This window comes from Pseudomonas sp. PB3P13 (assembly GCF_054897735.1).
In genome coordinates this window covers 3139381-3159649 of record NZ_CM142702.1, presented here as the reverse complement: position 1 = coordinate 3159649, position 20269 = coordinate 3139381, and the positions used below count along the sequence as shown (strand labels likewise).

General features: G+C 59.3%; 20 protein-coding genes. 4 read left to right on the top strand and 16 right to left on the bottom strand.

Going from position 1 to position 20269, the window contains the following annotated elements:
- Positions 1 to 3: 3 nt before the first annotated feature.
- The 3 genes from ACYZT1_RS14480 to ACYZT1_RS14470 are packed head-to-tail and all read right to left on the bottom strand — an operon-like array spanning position 4 to position 3586.
- Positions 4 to 1290: a dihydrolipoamide acetyltransferase family protein gene (locus ACYZT1_RS14480; protein ID WP_462015399.1), complete on the bottom strand. Its 1287-nt coding sequence runs from the start codon at positions 1288 to 1290 to the stop codon at positions 4 to 6.
- Positions 1291 to 2349, bottom strand: coding sequence for an alpha-ketoacid dehydrogenase subunit beta (locus ACYZT1_RS14475; protein ID WP_462015398.1), 1059 nt, complete (start codon positions 2347 to 2349; stop codon positions 1291 to 1293).
- A 1-nt stretch (position 2350) separates the two neighbouring features.
- Positions 2351 to 3586 carry a thiamine pyrophosphate-dependent enzyme gene (locus ACYZT1_RS14470; RefSeq protein WP_462015397.1) on the bottom strand — a complete coding sequence of 412 codons (1236 nt, stop codon included), beginning with the start codon at positions 3584 to 3586 and terminating at the stop codon, positions 2351 to 2353.
- A gap of 186 nt (positions 3587 to 3772) precedes the next feature.
- Here ACYZT1_RS14470 and bkdR point away from each other — a divergent pair, with 186 nt between their 5' ends.
- Positions 3773 to 4261, top strand: a complete 489-nt coding sequence (bkdR, locus tag ACYZT1_RS14465) for a Bkd operon transcriptional regulator BkdR (RefSeq protein WP_462015396.1) — start codon at positions 3773 to 3775, stop codon at positions 4259 to 4261.
- A 12-nt stretch (positions 4262 to 4273) separates the two neighbouring features.
- Here the strand turns inward: bkdR and ACYZT1_RS14460 are convergent, their stop codons facing one another.
- Positions 4274 to 5134, bottom strand: coding sequence for a tyrosinase family protein (locus ACYZT1_RS14460; RefSeq protein WP_462015395.1), 861 nt, complete (start codon positions 5132 to 5134; stop codon positions 4274 to 4276).
- Positions 5135 to 5259: 125 nt separating this feature from the next.
- A complete protein-coding gene (locus ACYZT1_RS14455) occupies positions 5260 to 6123 on the bottom strand; it encodes an MBL fold metallo-hydrolase (RefSeq protein WP_462015394.1) in 864 nt (287 codons plus the stop codon).
- A gap of 158 nt (positions 6124 to 6281) precedes the next feature.
- Here ACYZT1_RS14455 and ACYZT1_RS14450 point away from each other — a divergent pair, with 158 nt between their 5' ends.
- The gene (locus tag ACYZT1_RS14450; RefSeq protein WP_462015393.1) at positions 6282 to 7082 is read left to right on the top strand and encodes a sulfite exporter TauE/SafE family protein; all 801 of its coding nucleotides are present in this window, start codon (positions 6282 to 6284) and stop codon (positions 7080 to 7082) included.
- Between the two features lie 3 nt (positions 7083 to 7085).
- On the opposite strand, the gene ACYZT1_RS14445 is transcribed toward ACYZT1_RS14450, so the two are convergent.
- From ACYZT1_RS14445 to copC, 9 genes are all read right to left on the bottom strand, one after another.
- Positions 7086 to 7955 (bottom strand): aldose 1-epimerase, encoded by an 870-nt coding sequence (locus tag ACYZT1_RS14445; protein WP_462015392.1) that lies wholly within the window; start codon positions 7953 to 7955, stop codon positions 7086 to 7088.
- A 106-nt stretch (positions 7956 to 8061) separates the two neighbouring features.
- Positions 8062 to 9342 carry a TRAP transporter large permease gene (locus tag ACYZT1_RS14440; protein WP_462015391.1) on the bottom strand — a complete coding sequence of 427 codons (1281 nt, stop codon included), beginning with the start codon at positions 9340 to 9342 and terminating at the stop codon, positions 8062 to 8064.
- Complete coding sequence (locus ACYZT1_RS14435) at positions 9343 to 9870, bottom strand: TRAP transporter small permease (RefSeq protein ID WP_462015390.1); 528 nt, start codon at positions 9868 to 9870, stop codon at positions 9343 to 9345.
- 78 nt (positions 9871 to 9948) lie between these two features.
- Positions 9949 to 10920, bottom strand: a complete 972-nt coding sequence (locus ACYZT1_RS14430; protein ID WP_462015389.1) for a TRAP transporter substrate-binding protein — start codon at positions 10918 to 10920, stop codon at positions 9949 to 9951.
- A 65-nt stretch (positions 10921 to 10985) separates the two neighbouring features.
- A complete protein-coding gene (locus tag ACYZT1_RS14425) occupies positions 10986 to 11873 on the bottom strand; it encodes an SMP-30/gluconolactonase/LRE family protein (RefSeq protein ID WP_462015388.1) in 888 nt (295 codons plus the stop codon).
- 43 nt (positions 11874 to 11916) lie between these two features.
- The gene (locus ACYZT1_RS14420) at positions 11917 to 12732 is read right to left on the bottom strand and encodes an NAD-dependent epimerase/dehydratase family protein (RefSeq protein WP_462015387.1); all 816 of its coding nucleotides are present in this window, start codon (positions 12730 to 12732) and stop codon (positions 11917 to 11919) included.
- A 286-nt stretch (positions 12733 to 13018) separates the two neighbouring features.
- Positions 13019 to 14206 (bottom strand): OprD family porin, encoded by a 1188-nt coding sequence (locus ACYZT1_RS14415; RefSeq protein ID WP_462019251.1) that lies wholly within the window; start codon positions 14204 to 14206, stop codon positions 13019 to 13021.
- A 359-nt stretch (positions 14207 to 14565) separates the two neighbouring features.
- Positions 14566 to 15423 carry a copper homeostasis membrane protein CopD gene (gene copD, locus ACYZT1_RS14410; protein WP_462015386.1) on the bottom strand — a complete coding sequence of 286 codons (858 nt, stop codon included), beginning with the start codon at positions 15421 to 15423 and terminating at the stop codon, positions 14566 to 14568.
- 3 nt (positions 15424 to 15426) lie between these two features.
- Entirely contained in the window at positions 15427 to 15795 is a 369-nt protein-coding gene (gene copC / locus ACYZT1_RS14405; protein ID WP_462015385.1) for a copper homeostasis periplasmic binding protein CopC, read from the bottom strand.
- A 168-nt stretch (positions 15796 to 15963) separates the two neighbouring features.
- Here copC and ACYZT1_RS14400 point away from each other — a divergent pair, with 168 nt between their 5' ends.
- Both ACYZT1_RS14400 and ACYZT1_RS14395 read left to right on the top strand, forming a co-directional pair.
- Positions 15964 to 17457 carry a helix-turn-helix transcriptional regulator gene (locus ACYZT1_RS14400; protein WP_462015384.1) on the top strand — a complete coding sequence of 498 codons (1494 nt, stop codon included), beginning with the start codon at positions 15964 to 15966 and terminating at the stop codon, positions 17455 to 17457.
- Between the two features lie 187 nt (positions 17458 to 17644).
- Positions 17645 to 17896, top strand: a complete 252-nt coding sequence (locus ACYZT1_RS14395) for a DUF1652 domain-containing protein (RefSeq protein WP_462015383.1) — start codon at positions 17645 to 17647, stop codon at positions 17894 to 17896.
- A 435-nt stretch (positions 17897 to 18331) separates the two neighbouring features.
- Here ACYZT1_RS14395 and ACYZT1_RS14390 read toward each other — a convergent pair whose 3' ends face one another.
- Both ACYZT1_RS14390 and ACYZT1_RS14385 read right to left on the bottom strand, forming a co-directional pair.
- Positions 18332 to 19099, bottom strand: a complete 768-nt coding sequence (locus ACYZT1_RS14390) for an SDR family oxidoreductase (protein ID WP_462015382.1) — start codon at positions 19097 to 19099, stop codon at positions 18332 to 18334.
- Positions 19100 to 19150: 51 nt separating this feature from the next.
- Positions 19151 to 20218, bottom strand: coding sequence for a phosphotransferase family protein (locus tag ACYZT1_RS14385; RefSeq protein ID WP_462015381.1), 1068 nt, complete (start codon positions 20216 to 20218; stop codon positions 19151 to 19153).
- Positions 20219 to 20269: the final 51 nt, after the last annotated feature.

Genomic DNA, 20269 nt, shown 5'->3' with positions numbered 1-20269 from the left:
CTTTTACTCCATGAACAGGGTGGCGGGTTGTTCGAGCAAGCCACGAATGGCCTGGATGAATAGCGCCGCGTCCATGCCATCGACCACGCGGTGATCGAAGGAGCTGGAGAGGTTCATCATCTTGCGGATCACCACCTGGCCTTTCACAACCATTGGCCGTTCGACGATTTTGTTCACGCCGACGATGGCCACTTCCGGCAGGTTCAACACCGGCGTGCTGACGATCCCGCCCAAAGCGCCGAGGCTGGTAAGGGTGATGCTTGAGCCCGAGAGCTCATCGCGATTGGCCTTGCCCGTGCGCGCAGCAGTGGCCAAACGCGAGATTTGCGCCGCGGTGTCCCACAGACTCCGGGCTTCGGCGTGGCGGACCACCGGCACCATCAAGCCGATGTCGGCTTGCGTGGCGATGCCGACATGCACCGCGCCGAGGCGCGTGATCACCTGAGCTTCATCGTCATACCGGGCATTGATTTGCGGGAAGTCACGCAAGGCGACGACCAGGGCGCGTACAAGAAACGGCAACAAGGTCAACTTGCCACGGTTTGCACCGTGTTTTTCGTTCAAGTGGGCACGCAGTTCTTCTACTGCAGTCACGTCGATTTCTTCGACATAGCTGAAGTGCGCTGCGCGTTGAGTCGCGTCCTGCATGCGCTGGGCGATCTTGCGGCGCATGCCGATCACCGGAATCTGTTCTTCATCGTTGCGCTGGGCATAAGCGCCAGCGGTGCTCGATGCGTTGGACTGACCCTGCGCCAGATAGGCATCGAGGTCTTCATGCAGCACGCGACCTGCCGGGCCAGTGCCGCGCACCAGGCGCAACTGGATGCCGAGGTCCAGCGCATGTTTGCGCACGGCAGGCGACGCCAACGGCCGCTCATCCGCTTCACGCGCAACCATCGGGTCCTGGCAGACCTCGGCGCGTGGCGATGGGGTTGCGGCCACGGCTGGTTTGCTTTCAGCGACAGGCTCGACTTTGCGCGTCGCAACCGGCGCTTCTTTCGAGGCGACAGCCACTGCCGGCTGCGCCGACTCTTTGACATTACCCGCGCCTTCGACTTCGATGCTGATCAGCACACTGCCGACCGCCATGACTTCGCCCGGCTCACCACCCAGCGCAATCACCTTGCCGTGCACCGGCGAAGGAATGTCGACCATCGCTTTGTCGGTCATCACATCGGCCAACACCTGGTCTTCGACGACCATGTCGCCGACCTTGACGTGCCACACCGACAATTCAACTTCTGCAATGCCTTCGCCAATGTCCGGCATTTTAATAACGTGCGTGCCCATTCAGACCTCCATGACCCGTTTCAACGCCGCGCCCACTCGGGTCGGCCCTGGGAAATACGCCCACTCCTGCGCATGCGGGTAGGGGGTGTCCCAGCCGGTGACGCGCTCGATGGGCGCTTCCAGGTGGTGGAAGCAATGTTCTTGCACCAGGGCGACCAGTTCGGCGCCAAATCCGCAGGTGCGAGTGGCTTCGTGAACGATCACGCAACGTCCGGTCTTCTTCACCGATTTGACGATGGTTTCCAGATCCAGCGGCCACAGGCTGCGCAGGTCGATGACCTCAGCGTCGATGCCGGTTTCTTCGGCGGCGACTTGCGACACGTAAACAGTGGTGCCGTACGTCAGAATGGTCACTTCCTTGCCCGGGCGGGTAATGGCGGCAACGTCCAGCGGCACCGTGTAGTAACCGTCGGGTACTTGCGCGGCGGGGTGTTTCGACCAGGGCGTGACGGGGCGATCATGGTGGCCATCGAACGGCCCGTTGTACAGGCGTTTCGGCTCGAGGAAGATGACCGGGTCATCGTTTTCGATGGAGGCGATCAACAGGCCTTTGGCGTCGTACGGATTGGACGGCATGACCGTGCGCAAACCGCAGACTTGAGTGAACATCGCTTCGATGCTCTGGCTGTGGGTCTGGCCGCCGTAGATGCCGCCGCCGCAGGGCATGCGCAGGGTCATCGGTGCTGTGAATTCGCCGGCCGAGCGATAACGCAGGCGCGCGGCTTCGGAAATGATCTGGTCCGACGCGGGGTAGACGTAGTCGGCGAACTGAATTTCGGCCACCGGCCGCAAACCGTAAGCCCCCATGCCGACGGCGACGCCGACGATGCCGCTTTCGGAGATCGGTGCATCGAACACGCGCGAAGTGCCGTACTTGGTCTGCAGGCCTTCGGTGCAGCGGAACACGCCGCCGAAGTAGCCGACGTCCTGGCCGAACACCACAACGTTGTCGTTACGCTCGAGCATCACATCCATGGCCGAGCGCAGGGCCTGGATCATGGTCATGGTGGTGGTAGTCATGGCGTTTTCCGGCTGAATATTGGCGTTGTGATCGTTCATGTCAGATCCCCAACTCTTGACGCTGGCGCTTCAAGTGCTCCGGCATCTCTTTATAGACGTCTTCGAACATGGTCGCCGCGCTTGGGATCTGGCCGCCGGCGAGGGTGCCGTATTGCTCGGCTTCTTTTTGCGCGGCGATCACCTCGGCTTCCAGCTCAGCACTGACGGCGGCATGTTCCTCTTCCGACCATTGGCCGGTCTTGATCAGGTGCTGCTTGAGACGCACGATCGGATCGCCCAACGGGAAAAAGCTCCAGTCGTCGGCAGGGCGGTATTTGGAGGGATCATCGGAGGTCGAGTGCGGGCCGGCACGGTACGTAACCCATTCGATCATCGTTGGGCCGAGGTTGCGGCGGGCGCGTTCGGCGGCCCATGCGGAAGCGGCGTAGACCGCGACGAAATCGTTGCCGTCGACCCGCAGGGAGGCAATTCCACAACCGACGCCACGGCCGGCAAACGTGGTGGCTTCACCACCGGCGATGGCCTGGAACGTCGAGATCGCCCATTGGTTGTTGACCACATTGAGGATGACCGGCGCGCGGTACACGTGGGCGAAGGTAAGGGCCGTGTGGAAATCGGACTCGGCAGTGGCGCCGTCGCCGATCCAGGCCGAAGCGATTTTGGTGTCGCCCTTGATCGCTGACGCCATGCCCCAACCCACACCCTGAATGAACTGGGTAGCGAGGTTGCCGGAAATGGTGAAGAAGCCGGAGTCCTTGACCGAGTACATGATCGGCAATTGACGGCCCTTGAGCGGATCGCGCTCGTTGGACAGCAGTTGGCAGATCAGGTCGACCAATGGCACGTCGCGCGCCATCAGGATGCTTTGCTGGCGATAGGTCGGGAAGCACATGTCGTCGATATTCAACGCCAGGGCCTGACCGCTGCCGATGGCTTCTTCGCCCAGGCTCTGCATGTAGAAGGACATTTTCTTCTGACGCTGGGCGACTACCATGCGGTTGTCATAAATTCGCGTCTTGAGCATGGCGCGCATGCCTCTGCGCAGAATCTCGGCCGGCACGCCTTCAGCCCACGGACCGAGGGCATTGCCTTGGTCGTCGAGCACGCGAATCAGGCCTTTGGCCAAATCGGCGGTGTCGGCAGGTTCTACGTCAATGGCGGGTTTGCGCACCGTACCGGCGTCGGTCAGTCGCAGGTAGGAAAAGTCGGTTTTGCAGCCCGGACGGCCCGAGGGTTCAGGAACGTGCAGGCGCAGCGGTTCGTACGCTTGATTCATGGCTTCTACGCTCGATCTTGTGAATTTTTTGTAGTGAGCTGACTGTCATTCCATGGGTGATGGAAATCTTGTCCTACAAACATCATAGGCGCCGCGCAGGAGAATATTTCTCTCTGTTTCGTTGCGCTCATGATCATTTGGAGATAAAAAACCTGCATAAGCATAAAAAACAGGTAGTTTTATCTCATGCGCAGACTGGACCGTACCGACATCGGCATTCTCAACAGCCTTCAGGAGAACGCGCGCATCACTAACGCTGACCTTGCGCGCTCAGTGAATCTGTCACCGACGCCGTGTTTCAATCGGGTCAAGGCGATGGAGGAATTGGGGCTGATTCGTGAGCAGGTCACGCTGCTGGATGCAGATTTGCTGGGGCTGCACGTTAACGTGTTTATCCACGTCAGCCTGGAGAAGCAGGTGGAGGAAGCGCTGCAACATTTTGAAGAAGCGATTTCGGATCGGCCGGAAGTCATGGAGTGTTATTTGATGGCCGGCGACCCGGATTATCTGATCCGGGTGCTGGTGCCGACCATCCAGTCGCTGGAGCGCTTCATGATGGACTTCCTGACCAAAGTCCCCGGCGTGGCCAATATCCGCTCAAGTTTCGCGCTCAAGCAGGTGCGCTATAAAACCGCGTTGCCACTGCCGGCCAACGGACTGACCCTCGGGAGTTAATCGCGCCGCCGCTCACAGGTGGTCATATTGGTAATCAAGATCCTGCGTGAACAGCGTCTGCTGGACGGTGTAGGTCTGCGTCCAGGGGGCGGGCTCATTCGCGGGATGAAAAACCAGTGCCTGGTCCATCATCCCCTCAGGCCAACCGTCCTCGGCCGGGCGGAAGACGCGAGTCGGGTGCTGCTGTTTCCAGCGTTCCCACAAAAGATCCAGATAGCAGTGATGCAGGAAGAAGATCGGGTCGTTGGGAGAGGACGATTCCCCCATGTTGCCGCCGATCCAGGCATGAACCGGATTGTGCAGGCTTTCTTCCGAAGCATTTTCCCAACCGTCCGGCTCCCGCCAGTAAGGCGTCCGGTTCAGTGTCGAGATGACGGTTTCGGGCGATGGCAGCGCTCCCTGCGCCCCCAGATTACGACGCACACCGGTGTTGCCAGTCCCTTCGTCCCACACCGCGACCTGAAATTGGGAGTGCTCATGGGAGAAGGGCCCGTTCGATACGCGCTGATCTTGGGTGTTGTCCCCATTGCCGCCCATGAAATCCGAAGTGAACGGGTTATCGGCGCCCCCGAGTTGCCAGTTCCAGTAAGGCAGGGTGATGCGGGTGTTATTGGTGGCGGCCTGCAGAGCCAGTTCGAACTGGCGAATCAGGATCCGGTGCCAAGGATAAAAGAGTGGGCTGCGGTGTGGGTTTGGAATAACCGGATTGCCCCGGCCCATCGAATTTTTGTGGATCTGAACAAAGTCGTCGTAGCGGCTTTGCAGCCCGGGACGCAGCACGCTGTCGACATTGTTTTTCAATCGCAGGATGGCCGCGATAAAGGCGGCTTTCTGGTCCCGAGACATATCACGGTGATTACGGCGAATATCCATATTGCACACACTCCTTGGGTTGATTACCCCATGAAGTCTGCCTGCTGCCTGCGATAATTCCAGTTCATCGCATTCGACGCGATATGTCGGAAATCTCCTGGATCAGTGTCGCCCGCGAGTTTTTCTTACAGCGCGTTTATCGGGATTTTCAAATAGGTCACGCCATTGTCTTCGGCGGGCGGCAGGTTCCCCGCCCGCACGTTGACCTGAATCGCCGGCAACAACAGCGTCGGCATCCCCAGCCCGGCATCGCGCCGGGTGCGCATCTCGACGAAGGCAGTCTCGTCAATGCCATCGCGAACGTGAATGTTGCTCTGGCGTTGTTCGCCCACTGTCGTCATGCACCTCGATTCACGGCCCTCAGGCGGGTAGTCATGGCAGACGTAGAGGTTGACGCTGGCCGGGAAGGCCAGCAGTTTGCGAATCGATTTGAACATCTGGCTGGCATTGCCACCGGGGAAGTCGCAGCGCGCGGTGCCAACGTCCGGCATAAACAGGGTGTCGCCGACCAGGATCGCATTGCTGTCGATCACGTACGCCATGTCTGCCGGCGTGTGACCGGGCACATGCAGCGCGGTGGCTTTGAGATCGCCGATCATGAACGACTCGTCGGGCGCGAACAGATGATCGAATTGGGAGCCGTCGCTGCGAAATTCCGGCTCAAGATTGAACAGCGTCTTGAACACGTCCTGAACCTTGCTGATCGACTGGCCAATCGCGATCCGGCCGCCCAATTCACGGCGCAGGTACGGCGCGGATGACAGGTGATCGGCGTGGGCGTGGGTTTCCAGCAGCCATTGCACGTGCAAGCGATGCTCGCGGACGAAGGCGATGATTTTGTCTGCCTGCGTCGTGGTGGTTCGCCCGGCTGCCGCATCGTAGTCGAGCACGGGGTCGACGATCGCGCACTGGCCGCCGTCGACTTGATAGATCACGTAGCTGTAAGTCGATGAAACGGGGTCGAGGAAGGGTTCGATCAAGGCGGACATGGCAGCAGATTCTTTCTGGACGAACCATGAGGGTAAATTCATTTTCCCTGCATTGACCAGCCCTGAATTAATTCGATGCACGAAACAGCGGCGCGGGCTTTATCCTGTCACGCATCGTCTCCGGGCGTTCCCGGCTTTTCAAGGATCGTGAGCCTTTTATGCTGCTGGCAAGTTTTTTTGGAGTGTTCATGGGCCTGGTGCTGGGGTTGACCGGCGCCGGAGGTGGAATTCTGGCTGTTCCCGCGCTGGTGCTGGGGTTGGGATTCAGCATGACCCAGGCCGCCCCCGTCGCACTGTTCGCGGTGGGCAGCGCAGCGGCGGTAGGCGCTTTGGACGGCTTGCGCCACGGGCTGGTGCGTTATCGCGCCGCGCTGCTGATCGCCTTGCTCGGCGCGGTGTTTTCCCCGGTTGGTATCTACTTCGCCCATCAGTTGTCGGAAAAAATCCTGATGATTCTGTTCAGCCTGCTGATGGTCATGGTGGCCTGGCGCATGCTGCGCCGGGAACGTCGGGGGCAGGGGCCGAGTGACCATGGCCACGCCAGCTGGGGCCAGAAGAATTGCATGCTTGACCAGCACACCGGGCGTTTCTTATGGACCGCCAAATGCACGGCGACACTGGCTACCTTGGGCGCGGTGACGGGTGTGGTGTCCGGTCTGTTGGGGGTGGGTGGCGGGTTTCTGATCGTACCGGCGTTCAAGCAGCTGACTGATGTGCAGATGCGCGGCATTGTCGCGACTTCACTGATGGTGATCAGCCTGATTTCGGCGATCGGCGTGATCGGTGCATTGCATGCCGGGGTGCGCCTGGATGATGTCGGCGTGGCATTTATTGTTGCGAGCATCGTCGGCATGATCATTGGCCGCAAGCTTTGCGCGAAAGTGCCGGCGCGGGCGTTACAGGTCGGGTTCGCGAGTATTTGCCTGATGCTCGCGGTTTACATGCTGATCCGCGCTTGAACCTCAGAGTGGACGGTAGTTCAGGGACAACGTCAGCTCGGCGGACTGCCCTTGCTCCATCAGTTTCAATCCCGGCCGGCCGGGCAAGTGGTGCGCATTGACCGGATGGCTGACGGGTTCGATGCAGAAAAACCCCAAATCCACCGGGCAGTAGAGCAGGTAGTAATCGCCGCCGCTGGCCTGGCAGTCCAGCGCATAACCCAGGTCGGGTTGCTCGATCCGACAGTGGCCATCCCATTGGCAGAAACCGTTGTCGACCAGGGTGTCGGGTAACGCTCGCACCCGCTGGAAATCCCATTCGGCGGGCACTTTGCTCAGCGTTTTCGGCAACCTGGAAGGCTCGCACAACCAGACCTGCTCTGCCTTGGCCTGCAACCGTGTGCGGGCGGTGCGCGGAAAATACGGGTGCAGACCAAGACCGTGCCAGGCTGCGTTTTGATCCAGATGAGTCACCCGCAGCTCGATGCTCAAGCAACCGTCGCCCAGATGGAAGCGCTGTTGGGCGCGATAAGCGAAGGGTGTGGCGCTGTCGAGTTGCAGGACGATCTCATCGGCGGTGTGCGACAAGACCTGCCACGGTTGCTGCCAGGCACTGCCGTGAATCGGCAACGCTTCGGTAAGGCTGTTGGGCGTCAGTGCCAGCCAACCGTCCGGGCAATCGAACCCGCCTTCGGCGATACGGTTGGACCACGGCGCCAACGGGAAACAACCGAGTTTGTTTGCCAGACCGGTGTTCAGCGCTTGCGCGTCGCTATGGCGAAACAGCGGCTGGCCGGTGCCAAGCACGGTCCAGTTGACGATGGCGCCGCCGCGTTCAGGGGAGAGGGTGAGGAGGGTGAATGAGTCGTGGAGTTCGAGAAGTTTTAAAGTCATATCATTCCTCAAATACACCATGCCTCTGTAGCAGCTGCCGAAGGCTGCGTCCGGACGTGCCCGAGTAGGACGCCGGCTGCGCCAGCTGCTACAGGTTATGGATGGATTACAACACCAGATTCGGCAACCACAGCGACAGTGCTGGAATGTAGGTCACCGCGATCAGTACCAGGAACAGTACGCCGTAGAACGGCAGCAGTGCTTTTACGGTGCTTTCGATACTGACCTTACCCACCGCAGACCCCACAAAGAGCACCGCGCCCACCGGCGGTGTTATCAATCCGATCCCCAGGTTCACCAGCATGATCATGCCGAACTGTACCGGGTCGACGCCAATGCCCAGAATCACCGGCATCAGAATCGGCGTCAGAATCAGGATCAGCGGCGCCATGTCCATCACCGTGCCGAGCAACAGCAGCATGACGTTGATGCACATCAGGATCACGTAACGGTTGTCCGACAGGGTCAGGAACATCGTGGTGATTTTCGCCGGGATCTGCATCAGCGTCATGATGTAGCCGAAGCTCGCCGCGAAGCCGATCAGGATCATCACAATCGACACCGTGCGTACCGTGCGGTGCATCAGTTTTGGCAGTTCGCTCCACTTGTAATCGCGGTAAATGAACATGGTCACGAAGAACGACCAGAGCACAGCAATCGCCGCCGATTCAGTCGCGGTGAAGACACCCGAGAGAATGCCGCCGAGAATGATGACCATCGCCATCAGGCCCCACAATGCTTCGCCGCAGATCTTCAGCGCCTGGCGCATCGGAATCACTTCGCCTTTGGGGTAGTTGCGCTTTTTCGCGAAGATCAGGCACAGCACCATCAGGCATGCGCTCATCAACAGGCCAGGGACGATACCTGCCATGAACAGCGAAGCAATCGACACCGTGCCGCCCGCGGCAAGCGAGTACAGCACCGAGTTGTGGCTCGGCGGTGTCAGCAACGCCTGTACCGAACCGCTGACTGTGACTGCGGTGGCGAAATCACGCGGATAGCCACGTTTTTCCATTTCCGGGATCAGCACCGAACCTACCGAAGCGGTGTCCGCGACCGAGGAACCCGAGATCGCGCCGAAGAACGTTGACGCCATGATGTTGACCAGCGACAAGCCACCGCGCACGAAACCGACCAGCACACCGGCAAATGCCACCAGCCGGCGTGACATGCCGCCCTCGGCCATGATCGCGCCCGCCAGAATGAAGAACGGAATCGCCAACAGAGAGAACTTGTTCACACCGCCGGCGACTTGAATCATCACCGCCTGGAACGGAATATCGATCCACCACGCGCCGATCAGGGCGGCAAGGCCCAAGGCGTAAGCGACCGGCATGCCGATCACGATCAATGCGATAAAACTGCCCAGCAGAATCAGAGCGTCCATTTATGCGGCACCTTCGCTTTCTTCAACCAGGTCGAAACGCACGACCCGCCGGTTGCTCTGGTCTCCGAGCAGGAGTTTTTCCAGGACAAACACCAGGGTCAACAAGCCGCCCACCGGAATCGGCATGTAGGTGACGCCCACGCGCAGGGTGGGCAGAGCACTCATGAACTGGTTCCAGGTCGACATGCAGAGCTTGGTGCCCCAGATGGTCATGAACAGGCAGATGATGGCCATCAGCAGCTGTGAAATGATGCTCATGGCGTGGCGCATTTGCGGCGTCATGCGGTCGGTCAGCATGGCCACGGCCATGTGCGCGCCAGCGCGATAACTGGCGGCGGCACCGATGAAGGTGAACACCAGCATCATGAGGATCGCGACAGGCTCCGGCCAGCTCGAGCCGGTGCCGAGGACGTAGCGAGCGAAAACGCCCCAGGGAATGATTAACGCGATGGCTAACACGGACAGACCGGCCACCCAGATGCAGGACATGTAGATCCTGTCGTTAATACGCAACAGCAAATTCTTCATCGGGTTCCACCGTAACCGGGCGCACGCTGACAGACATTCGCGTCAGCGGCGCCGGGCCTTTCGTTTATGCAGGGAGGGTTACTGAACGGCTTCGATACGCTTGATCAGGTCGGCGTAAGGCGCGCCGTATTTCTCGCGGATCGAGGCGGTCGCTTCGCGGAAAGGGGTCTTGTCGACGGTGATGAACTCGACACCGGCAGCCTTGAGTTTCTCCTCACTGCTGGCGGATTTGGCGTCCCACAGCGTGCGTTCCTGGGCCTGTGCGGCTTTGGCGGTTTTCTTCACCAGCGCTTGTTGCTCAGGCGTGAGTTTTTCCCAGGTGATTTTCGACATCACGATAGGCTCAGGCAGAATCAGGTGGCCGGTCAGGCTGTAGTACTTGGCGTTCTGATAGTGGTTGTGCTCGAGCAGGGTCGGCGGGTTGTTTTCCGCGCCATCGATCACGCCGGTCTGCAGCGCGCTGAAGATTTCGCCGGTGTCCATCGCAATGCCGTTGCCGCCCATGGCGTTAATGGTTTCAATGAACATCGGGTTGCCCTGCACGCGAATTTTCATGCCTTTGAGGTCGGCCAGGCTGCGCACCGGTTTCTTGGTGTAGATGTTGCGGGTGCCGCCGTCCATCCAGGCCAGTGCAACCAGACCGAATTCGGAGTCAGTGATTTTCGCGAGGATTTCGTCGCCGACTTCACCGTCGATGACGGCGCGCATGTGGGCCTGGTCGCGGAAGATGAACGGCATGTTGAACACGTTCACATCAGGCACGACGGGGCCAACGATGCCAAGACTGACGCGAGCCATCTGGATGGCACCGACCTGCATCTGTTCGATGACTTCCTTTTCCGAACCGAGCACGCCACCGGGGAACATTTTAACGGTCAGTGTGCCGTTGCTCTCGGCGGTCAGGGTTTTGGCCATTTGTTCTTCCGCCACCACGGTTGGGTAACCCTTGGGGTGGATGTCGGCAATTTTCAGTTCCAGTGCGTGAGCCATGCTGCTGAAGGTGAAGGCCAGCGGGAGTGCAGCGGCGAGCAAAGTGCGTTTGAAGCCCATGAGGGTGTCTCCAGTGTTGTTATTTTTTTTGTGTTCATTCAAGGCGCAGCGGTGGAGCAGTGTCGCTAGGGATTGAAAACAGGTTCAGGCAGACCTTTCACGCCAGGGTTGAGGGCGAACACGCCGCCCGCCAGGGACTGTTCATCCTGATCGTCACCAGGACGGATCGACGTCACGAACAGGGTGTCCATTCGACTGCCACCAAAGGCGCACATGGTCGGCTTTTTCACCGGCACTTGCAGCGAACGGTCGAGGCGGCCATCCGGGGTGAAACGGTGGATCAGCCCGGCGTCGTTGGCGCAGATCCAATAGCCGCCTTCGGCATCGACCGCAGCGCCGTCGGGGCGCCCCGGATGCTGATTCATATCAACGAACAGCCGACGGTTGGACGGCGTGCCGCTGTCGATGTCGTAATCGAACGCCCAGATCTGTTGAATCAACGGGTGGGAATCTGACAGGTACATGGTTTTGCCGTCCGGGCTGAACGCCAGCCCATTAGGCACGATGAAGCCGCCAAGTTGAGCGGCGATCGGTCCTTGCTGGCCGGCGCTGTAGCGATACAACGCGCCATCGGCAGCGTTGGCGCCCATGTTCAGCACCATGCTGCCGGCCCAGAAACGGCCTTGACGGTCGCAGCGCCCGTCGTTGAGACGCATATCGGGGCGTGCGTGATCAACGTGTGCCAGCGGTTCGCTGTCGAGGCTGCCATCGTTGTTCGGGCGCAGCTGGAAGAAGCCGGTTTCCATGCCGGCGACCCAGCCGCCGTTGCGGTGACGCGCCAGGCAGGCAAGCATTTGCGGCGCGGTCCATGCGTCAACGTGGCCACTGTCAGCCTTCCAGCGTTGCAGGCCACCGGCCGGAATATCCACCCAGTACAGGGCATTTTCCTCTGGCACCCAGACCGGGCTTTCACCGACCGCATTGCGGGCATCGACAATCAATTCAGCGTGCATGGCGACTCTTCCCTAGGCTTTTATTGTGGGGATAGTTGCGGGTTCAGTCGCCGAACGGGCCGGCCGCGCAGAACGCACCACCCTGATAGACCCGGGCCGGATCATCAGCGGCCGGCATCGGCTGGGCTTCGACCTTGTCGCGGAACACTTCGGAGCTGTCTTCAGGCTTAAACCCCAGCAGCGCCGCGTGACGGTTATCCCACCAGACGTCTTTGTTATCCGACATGCCGTACACCACGGTGTGGCCAACGCCCGGAGTTGTCAGCGCACGTTCGAGCAATTGTGTCAGATCGCCGAAGCTCAGCCAGGTGCTCATCATTCGGCGGTTTTGCGGTTCCGGGAACGACGAGCCGATGCGGATGCTGACGGTCTCGATACCGTAACGGTCGAAGTAGAAAGAGGCCATGTCTTCGCCGTAGCATTTGGACAGACCGTAGTAGCTGTCCGGGCGCCGAGGGGAGAGGGCGTCGATCACTTCGTCCTGCTTGTAAAAGCCGATGACGTGGTTCGAGCTGGCGAAAATCACCCGCTTGACGCCATGCCGGCGTGCCGCTTCGTAGATGTGGAAGACGCCGCAAATGTTGGCGCCGAGAATGTCTTCGAACGAGTGCTCGGTCGATACGCCGCCGAAGTGCAGGATCGCGTCCACACCTTCGACCAGTTGATGCACGGCCTGCTTGTCGGCGAGGTCGCAGATGACCACTTCTTCGTGTTCGTCACGCGCTGGGGCGATGTCGGCGATATCGGAGAGGCGAAGCACGTTGGTGTAGGGGCGCAGGCTTTCGCGCAGGACTTTGCCTAGGCCACCGGCGGCACCGGTCAGCAGCAAACGATTGAAAGGGGCTGAAGTGGTAGTCATGAAAGTCCCTGGACACGCAGTCGTTATTAAATTTGTTGTAGGTTGTCGTACGACATTATCGAAGTATCGTAAGCCTTTCCCGGTCTTGTCAATGTGACTTTGGTGGAAGTTGACGGAGGGTGTCTCACCTCCGAATAGCGATGGACCCGTGGGAGCAAAGCTTGCTCGCGATGCGGTGGGCCAGCCACCAGTGATGGCAACTGACACGGCCTCATCGCTAGCAGGCTAGCTCCCACATTGATCGGGCATATCCAGACATCCGTGTTTATGTCTGCCCGATAACGCCTTACAACAACGAAAGCGGATAGCTGATGAAAATACGGTTTTCATCGAATTCGTTGGTGCTGAAGTCTCGACGAATTGTCGCGTTACGCCATTTCACATTAAGGTTTTTTAGCGCGCCGCTCTGCACGGTGTAGGCCAGTTCCGATTCGCGGCCCCATTCCTTGCCGTCGGTGATCGTGCCGGTGTGCACGTTGTCGCCGCTGATGTAGCGGTTCATCAGGGTCAGGCCGGGTACGCCGACGGCGACGAAGTTGTAGTCGTGACGCAGTTGCCAGGATTTTTCCTTCGCGTTGTCGTAACTGGCGTTGTAGCTATCGTTGGCGAGTGTGCCGCCGCTGGTGCCGTTGACGCGCATCCAGGCACTGTCGCCGCTGAGTTTTTGCAGGCCGACGTAGAAGGTGTTGCCACCGTATTTGGCCGAGAGCAGGGCGAATGCGGTTTTGTTGTCGAGGTCGCCGGCCAGAGCGTTGCCGTCTTCCTTGCCGTTGAAGAAACCCAGGTTGGCACCGAAGGTCCAGCTGCCGACCGGTTGGCTGTGGCTGACGTTGAAATATTGCTGCTGGTAAATGTCGGACAGTTCCGAATACCAGACGCCGACCAGTGTGCGTTTGTCGTTGAACGCGTATTCACCGCCGCCGAAGTTGAACCGGTCCGAGGTGAAAGCGCCGCGACCGTTCATGGACATGTCTTCCATGCTCGCATCGTTACGTGGGCTGTTGCCGCGGAACTGGCCGCCGTAGAGCGTCAGACCGTTGATCTCGCTGGAGGTGACCTGGCCACCCTGGAAGGTTTGTGGCAGCGAGCGGCCGTCGTCGGAGCGCAGGATCGGCAGCACCGGCATCCATTCGCCAACCTTCAATTCGGTCTTCGACACTTTGCCTTTAAGCGCTACACCGAGCCGGCCGAAGTTGTCCGCCGGGCGACCGTCATCGTGAATCGGCAGCAACTGGGTACCACCGGTGCCTTTACCGCCGTCGAGCTTCTGCGAGTACAGGCCCAGTACATCAACGCCGAAGCCTACGGTGCCTTGAGTGAACCCGGACCTGGCGTCAAGAATGAAGTTCTGCGTCCACTCTTCAGCCTTGCCCTGCGGGGCGGCCGGGTTGGTGAAGTTACGGTTGAAATAGGCATTGCGCAGGTTCAGCGTGGCCTTGGCGTCATCAACGAAACCTTCAGCGTTGCCGGTCATGGGCAGAGCGAAGGCCAATCCACCGAGACCGATCAGGCTCAGGGAATGACGAGGTTCGAAAGCTGGATGGAGACTTTTAACGGAGGAATTGCGGATGAGATTGATCACTTTGACGCTCCCTTGCTGCTTTTTTGTTTTTATTGTCGTTATACGTCGTCGTACAACATTGGCGCGATTATTTGCGAGTGTTCAAGGGAAAGTCAATCAGAAGTTACAGGATGATTCGACGTGATAGGCGGCTATCACCCTGACCCGTGTACGAGCGCAGCTTGCTCGCGAATGCGATCTGTCATTCAACATCATTATCGAATGGATGACCGCCTTCGCGAGCAAGCTTTGCTCCTGCAGGCGAATGGACGTCAGCCGGCAATCATCGGCGGCAAAGTACCCAACAACGAAACGGCTGCCACGGCACCCATCCCCAGTAGCCATTCCAGCATCACGCTTGTCCTCAACGTCCCCAGCCGCTGCTCGCAGCCAGTGATCTGCATGCGGTTGAACAAGGCTAACCCGAGCATCAGCGCCACCAGCATCACCTTGATCAGCAGGATCAATGCAAACCCGCTGAACAGCGGCGCAGGCCAGAACTGCCCGGTCAATACACGCACGTTGATCAGCCCGCTTATCACCAGTCCCGCGACCAGCGCATAACCGATCCCGCTGAAGCGACGCAGGATCGCGCGGGCATCATGGCCGGCGGGTTGCCGAAGAATCATCACCAGCCACATCAATCCACCCAGCCATGCACCCACGCAACCCAGATGGACAGCCTGATTGAGGATCAGCAACTGGCCGCTCAAGCCGCCCAGCATCGCGCCGTGCCCCACCGGGGCGAGCGTGGCCAGCAACGTGCCACTCAGTGTTGAACACAGGGCCTGATTGAATCGCAACGGTGTCAGCAGCACGATCACCAACACAGCGTTGAGCGACAAATGCCAGGCCCAGACTTCACCGAAAAACGTTTTGGCCAGCACCTTGCCGAGCAGGGTCGGGTCGAACGCTGCGTCCGGCCGTCCAGTCAGGCTGGCGGTGATTACCAGCAACCAGGCAACGCCGCTGATCAGCGCCACTGCTGCCAGCCATCGACTGATGCGCGACATCGACGCATCGATTGCGGTTTCACCACGCGACAATAACGGTTTGAACACCCACGCGCCGAACAGCATCAGTACTACGGTGAAGTGCACAAAACGGCACAGCACCATCGCATCCGGCATGGGTTACTCGCCGACCGTAAAGCTGTAGGTGCCTTCCAGTTGGTGGGTATCGACCGACGTCACTTGCCATTTGACGGTGTAATCCCCTGCCGTCAGTGGCGCTGCGGGCGACACGATCAGGGTGTTCTTGTCGCTGCCGTTGGTGCTCAGGGTTTTTACCAGTACTTCGTCGCCGTCCCGGCTGAGCGTGACTTTGCTGAAATCGGCTTCGACGCCTTCGGTGAACACCAGGCTCAGTTCTGACGGCGGTGTGCTCACGGTGCTGTCGGCCGCCGGTGTCGAGCTTTTCAGATGCGCGTGGGCAAATGCCGATGACGCGACCAGCAATGAGCCGAGCAGGGCGGCGGCGGTCAGGGCGTTTTTGAACAGCATCGTGGTTACCTCGCGGGCAGGTTCGAAGAAGCGCGCAGTTTACCTTCGAGAGACCGGGCTTACGACGTTTGGTTTTACCAGGTCGCCGCGACGCACTATCGCAACCCCCTGCGGTCGTAATCTTCACAGAGCGCCACACGCTGGCGTGACAAGAAATGTGGAGATCCAATGAGCCAGGACGTCCTGTCAAGCGAAACCAATCGTCGCCATTTGCAGCAGATCATTGCCGGTTTGTCCGACGGCGTGATTGTGCTGGAACCCGATCAGACCATTCGCTGGGCGAATGAGGCTGCGCTGGCCATGCACGGCGTGGCGCAAGTCAGTGATATGGGGCGCAACGCCAGGGAATACGCCAAGCGATTTGCGTTGCGCTATCGCAATAATCACCCGGTCCCGGCCGACCATTACCCGATCCATCGCGTGTCGCGTGGGGAAACGTTCAACGATGTGCTGGTGGAAGTCGCTCACGCCGACGACCACGAGCGCAACTGGGTGCACAGGGTCCGCGGTATGGTGCTGACCGACAACCAGGGCGAAGCGGAATCGATGGTGTTGATCATGGACGATGTCACCGAATGGGCGAGCGCCGAGCAGCGCTTCGAAAAAACCTTCAACGCCAACCCGGCCCCGGCAGTGATCTGTCGCCTCAGCGATTTGCGTTACATCAAGGTCAACCCGGGATTTCTCGAAATGACCGGGTATGCCCGCGATCAGGTCATCGGCACCTCGACCTATGAGCTGGACATTCTGGAAGGTGCCGAGAACAAGGACCTCGCCAAACAGCGTTTGCGCGAGGGCAGCACCATCCCGCAGATGCAGGCTGAACTTAACCTTCCCGACGGAGGCGTCAAGCAAGTGATCGTCGCCGGCCAGCCGCTGGAGCTGAATGACGAGGCCTGCATGCTGTTTTCATTCGTAGACATCGAACCCCGACGCAAGGCAGAAGTCGCTCTGCGCCAGAGTGAGGAGCGCTTTGCCAAGGCTTTTCGCCTGAGCCCGGTGCCGATTCTGGTGTGCAGCGCGAGTAATCAGGTGGTGATGGACGTCAACGAAGCCTTCCTCGATACGCTGGCTTATCCCAGTGAGGAAGTGCTGGGCAAGAGTGTCGCCGAGATCGGTTTTTTCCACGACAAGGCGGCCAGCTCACGGCTGTTCGCGGCGCTGGAGAAAAATGCCCGACTGGATCGCGTGGACGTGCGGGTGCGCAAGAAAGACACCGAGCTGATCGATTGTGCCGTCTCGGCAGACACGGTCAACATTCAGGACAATCCATGCTATCTGCTGGTGCTGATGGACATCACCGAGCGCAAACGCACGGAGCTCGAACTGGTGGCGGCTATTGAGGAAGTCATGAAAGACGCTTCCTGGTTCAGCCGCACGCTCATCGAAAAACTGGCCAACGTGAAAAGCGTCAATTCGCCCAGTCTGCCGAGCGTTTCGTTTACCGACCTGACCGCCCGCGAGCGTGACGTGTTGGGGTTGATCTGCGAAGGACTGGCCGACAAGGAAATCGCCGCTCGCCTCAAGCTTGCACCCAACACCGTGCGCAATCATGTGGCAACGGTATACTCGAAACTCGACGTGCACAGCCGCAGCGAGGCCATCGTGTGGGCGCGCGAGCGGGGGCTGTTTTCCAGCGACCGACATTTGGCGCAGCGTTAAGGTGCAAATGCACTAAGCTGGCTGGTGCATATTCATGTGTTGGATCAGGGCTGTGATTCTTAGTCTGTGAGGGTGCGACACCTGACGGCGTCGGTGTCGCCTCCCCTCGATGCGTTTAAGGATCAGCACTCAATATGGTCGCAGGAAACAGGCGGTTGACCGGGCATTTGCGCCAAGGTGGATCGAAATGATTTATCTGGCACATCTGCGCGCGCAGTTGGAACAAAGCTTTTCCCCTCTGGCTTGTGAATGCACGCTCACGGGGGATCACTCGCTGACAGTAAAACTGTATAACCCTGACACCGGCGAAGTAGACCTGGTGGTTACCGGGCTGAATGTCGCCAATCTGGGCAGCCCCGAATCAGTGCAGGCCTTGATCGGGGAACTGCGCTACGAGCTGGAAAGTAACACCCTGCATCGTCCAGACCCTGTTCTGTGAACGGTAAATGACCCGCAAGACGGCCTGACGGACCGCCCTTCACCCAGGTTGTCGACGCATGACCGATACTGGCATTGCCACCCGACTGAGCTATAAGAAATACGAAGGATTTTGCATGACGAGTCGGCCTTGCATGAGTCGGCCTGCGTCATGTTGCGAAAATCTGTCGATCACTCATCGCGGGTCAGCCTATGAACAGTCTCGGAAAACGCGTTATTGCGTCCATGTCACTCGCATTCTGTGCAGCCCTTCTCGGTGGTTGCGCCAGTCCTGCGCCCCCACCGCCTGCCGCGCCGCCACCTGTCCCGCAACGCACTTGCGAAACCGCTGAAAAAACCGATGTGCTGGGTGACGTGAGGGCGGACGGGCAGGTGACACGAGTGACCAGGATGACTCGGTGTGTGACCCAGTAACCTGGTCTGGCCGGGCGACCGATCAGGACAGGAAGCCACCGTCCACATTCAGCGAAATCCCTGTCGTATAACTCGACGCATCGCTGGCCAGGAACAGCACCGCGCCCGCCATCTCGCTCGGGTCCGCCACGCGCTTGAGCGGAATCTGCGCCAGAGCGGTCTTCAGGATGGCGTCGTTTTTTACCAGCGCCGACGCGAACTTGGTGTCAGTCAAACCGGGCAACAAGGCGTTGCAACGGATATTGAACTGCGCGCACTCCTTGGCGAACACCTTGGTCATGTTGATCACCGCAGCCTTGGTCACCGAGTAGATGCCCTGGAAAATCCCCGGCGAAATACCGTTGATCGAAGCCACGTTGATGATGCTGCCACCGCCGTTGTCGCGCATCAGTTTGCCGGCTTCGACGGACATGAAGAAGTAGCCGCGAATGTTCACGTCAACCGTTTTCTGAAACGCGCCGAGGTCGGTGTCGAGCACGTTACAGAATTGCGGGTTGGTCGCCGCGTTGTTCACCAGAATGTCCAGGCGCCCGAACTGTTCGCGGATGCCGGCGAACACCTGGCTGATTTGCTCCATTTCACCGATGTGGCAGGCAACCGCCGTGGCTTTGCCGCCAGCGGCGATGATGGCGTCGGCGACGTGCTGGCAGCCGTCGAGTTTACGGCTTGAAACGATCACATGAGCGCCTTGCTGGGCCAGCAATTTGGCGATGGCTTCACCGATGCCGCGGCTGGCACCGGACACAAAAGCGATCTTGCCATCGAGGTCGAACAACTGAGTCTTGGACATGGGATTCCCTTGTGAACAGTCTTGTTATTGGAAAATTGGCCAGAGGCGCGATCAGAGGCTGGATTTGTGGATGACCTGCAGGCTCATCTGCTCCAGCAGTTTGTTCATGTGAATGAACGATGCGAAGCGTTTGTCCTGGGTCTGACCATGGAAGAAGCGGTAGTAAATCTGCTGCACGATGCCGGCCAGTCGGAACAAGCCATAGGTGTAATAGAAGTCGAAATTGTCGATCTCGATGCCCGATCGCTGGGCGTAATAATCAACGAATTCACGGCGGGTGAGCATGCCCGGCGCGTGGCTAGGCTGACGGCGCAGCAATTGCACCGGCGCGGGGTCGCCGGCTTCTATCCAGTAGGCGAGGGTGTTGCCCAGATCCATCAGCGGATCACCAAGGGTGGTCAGCTCCCAGTCGAGTACGCCGATAATCTGCATCGGGTTGCTCGGGTCGAGGATGACGTTGTCGAAGCGATAGTCGTTGTGCACGATGCTCGACGTCGGGTGATCGGCCGGCATTTTGTCGTTGAGCCAGGCTTTGACGGCATCCCACTGCGGAGCGTCGGGGGTCAGCGCTTTTTCGTAGCGATCGCTCCAGCCTTTGATCTGCCGCGCCACGTAGCCTTGCGGTTTGCCCAGATCGCCCAGGCCATAGGCGTGGTAATCGACCCGGTGCAATTCGACGAATTTGTCGATGAAGCTTTTGCACAAGGCCTCGGTTTTCGCCGAGTCCAGGCCAAGCTCAGGCGGCAATTCAGAGCGCAGGATGATCCCTTTGACCCGCTCCATCACATAAAACTCGGCGCCGAGCACCGATTCGTCTGTGCAATGCACATAGGCTTTGGGGCAGTACGGAAAGCCGTCGCGCAATTGATTGAGGATGCGGAATTCGCGGCCCATGTCGTGGGCGGATTTTGCCTTGTGCCCGAACGGTGGGCGACGCAGCACGAATTCCTGTTCAGGGTATTCAAGCAAGTACGTGAGGTTGGACGCGCCGCCCGGAAACTGGCTGATCTGCGGCAAACCGTCCAAGCCAGAAATGTGCGCTTTGAGGTACGGATCGATCAGGCTGGCATCGAGTTCTTCGCCAGTGCGGATTCGGGTGGACTGGTCAGTAAGCGCCATGCTTATCCCTTCTGCTTATTCTGGAGGCCTGAAACTGTTGGCTAATCTAAT